This is a genomic window from Streptomyces sudanensis (assembly GCF_023614315.1).
In the GTDB taxonomy this organism is placed as follows: domain Bacteria; phylum Actinomycetota; class Actinomycetes; order Streptomycetales; family Streptomycetaceae; genus Streptomyces; species Streptomyces sudanensis.
Genome location: NZ_CP095474.1, coordinates 1,473,695 through 1,475,836 on the forward strand (window position 1 = coordinate 1,473,695; position 2,142 = coordinate 1,475,836).

2 protein-coding genes are annotated in these 2,142 nt (G+C 78.5%); one reads left to right on the top strand and one right to left on the bottom strand.

The window, feature by feature from the left end; all coding sequences use genetic code 11:
• Positions 1-987: ATP-dependent helicase C-terminal domain-containing protein (locus MW084_RS06770; protein ID WP_275563513.1), on the top strand; the 987-nt coding region annotated here is incomplete at its 5' end.
• Positions 988-1,321: 334 nt separating this feature from the next.
• Here the strand turns inward: MW084_RS06770 and MW084_RS06775 are convergent.
• Positions 1,322-2,068 carry a hypothetical protein gene (locus MW084_RS06775; protein ID WP_275563514.1) on the bottom strand — a complete coding sequence of 249 codons (747 nt, stop codon included), beginning with the start codon at positions 2,066-2,068 and terminating at the stop codon, positions 1,322-1,324.
• Between the last annotated feature and the right edge of the window lie 74 nt (positions 2,069-2,142).

Here is a 2,142-nt window from a genome sequence, read left to right on the forward strand (position 1 = left end):
GGGGCCGGCGGGGCGGTACCGGATGACGCGGCCGCCGGGATCGTGGTCGCGCTGGCGTTCCCGGAGCGGGTGGCGCGGGCGCGGGGCGGAGGTTCCTTCCTGACGGTGGCCGGGACCGGTGCGGAGGTGGGCCGCGGGTCGGCCCTGCGCTCGGCGGACTGGCTGGCGGTGGCCGTGGCCGACCGGCCCGCGGACTCCGCGTCGGCCCGGGTGCGGCTCGCCGCCGTGTGCGACGAGGACACCGCGCGGCTCGCGGCCGGGCACCTGCTGGTGTCGGGCGACGAGGTGCGGTGGCGGGACGGTGACGTCGTGGCGCGGTGGGTGGAGCGGCTGGGCGCGGTCGACCTGGCCGTGCGGCCGCTCGGGGACGCCGCGCCCGGGCGCGTGCGGGAGGCGCTGGCGGAAGGGCTCCGGCGGGAGGGGCCCGGACTGCTGAGCTGGTCGCGGGAGGCGGTCCGGCTGCGGGAGCGCCTGGCGTTCCTGCACCGGGTGGTGGGGGCGCCGTGGCCGGACGTGTCGGACGGGGCGCTGGTGGAGCGGGCCGGCGAGTGGTTGGAGCCGGAGCTGTCGGCGGCGCGCCGGCGGGCGGACCTGGCGCGGATCGACGCCGGGGAGGCGCTGCGGAGGCTGCTGCCCTGGGCGGGCGGCGAAGCGGCGAGGCTGGACGAGCTGGCGCCGGAGCGGATCGAGGTGCCGAGCGGTTCGCTGGTCCGCCTGGAGTACGGGGGAGAGCGGCCGGTCCTCGCGGTGAAGGTGCAGGAGATGTTCGGGCTGGCCCGGACGCCGCGGGTGGCGGGGGTGCCGGTGCTGGTGCACCTGCTGTCGCCGGCGGGGCGCCCCGCGGCGGTCACGGCCGACCTGGAGTCGTTCTGGCGGGACGGGTACCGGGCGGTGCGGGCGGAGCTGCGCGGGCGGTACCCGAGGCACCCCTGGCCGGAGGACCCGTCGGCGGCGGTGCCGACGCGGCGCACGAACCCGCGGCGGTGACGGCCCGGCCGTCTCCCCGGGCGGCCGGTTCCGTACGGGTCCGGCTCCGGGCGGCCTCGGGCGGGCCGCCTCCGGACGGGCCGGTTCCGTACGAGCCGGTTCCGGACGGCCTCGGTCCCGTACGGCTCCGGACGGGACCGGGGCGGCTCCGGTCCCTGGACGCTCGGGACGACCCGGTCCCGTACGGCTCCGGTCCCTACGGCTCCGTACGGCCGGGTCCGGGGCGGCCCCAGGGGGCCCGGACCCGTACGACTCCGGGAGGCCCGGTCCGGGACGGCGGCGGCCCGCCGCCCTCGTGTGGTGAGGGGGGCGGGCCGCCGTGGTGCGGGGCGGGTCAGGCGGCGGTGACCGTCAGTTCCACCGTCAGGGTCGCGCCGCCCTCGGCGGTCAGGCGGAGCAGGAACGTGCCGGTGCGGCCGTCCGCGTGGATCGACGGGAGCCGCAGGAGGCCGTCCGCGTCGGTCGTCAGGCCGGTGAGCGTGCGGAGCGGGGCGCCCTGCGCGTCCTTGAAGTAGGGGCCCTCGCCGGCGGGCGCGTCGGCGCCCGCCGCGACCACCTCGGCGGTCAGTGCGGCACCGGGGACGGCCGCGCCCTTGCGGGTGGCCTTCACCGTGAGGGGCTGGGCGAACTCGCTTCCGGCGACGGCCGTGAGCGGGGCCTGGTCGGTCCGGGCGAGGGTGTCGGCCCGGCCGGCGGTGACGGTCGCCGTGAACGTGGCGGAGGCGGCCGGGCGCTGCGGGACGGCGGCGAGGACGGTGAACGACCCCGTCCGCTCGCCGGCCCGCAGTGCGGGCGCGGTGGCGGTGCCGTCGGCGGCGGTGGTGACGGTCGCGGTGGTGGTGCCGTCCGCGAAGCGCGCGTCGGTGTCACCGGAGATCTCGAAGCGGACCGGCACCAGGGCGACGGGGGCACCCGAGGAGTCGCGGGCGACGACGGACGGGCGCTCGGCGAACTCGGTGCCGGCCGGAGCCGTGAGCGTGCCGGTGCCGGCGTCGGCGAGACGCGCCACCCTGTCGGCCGGCGCCGGCGTCGGGGTGGGCGTCGGCGTGGGCGTGGGCGTCGGGGTCTGTCTCTTATACACATCTCCCGGCAGGCGACGATGTCTGTCTATGACTCGTTAGTCTCACACTCACTCATGTAACGAGCGCATACTAA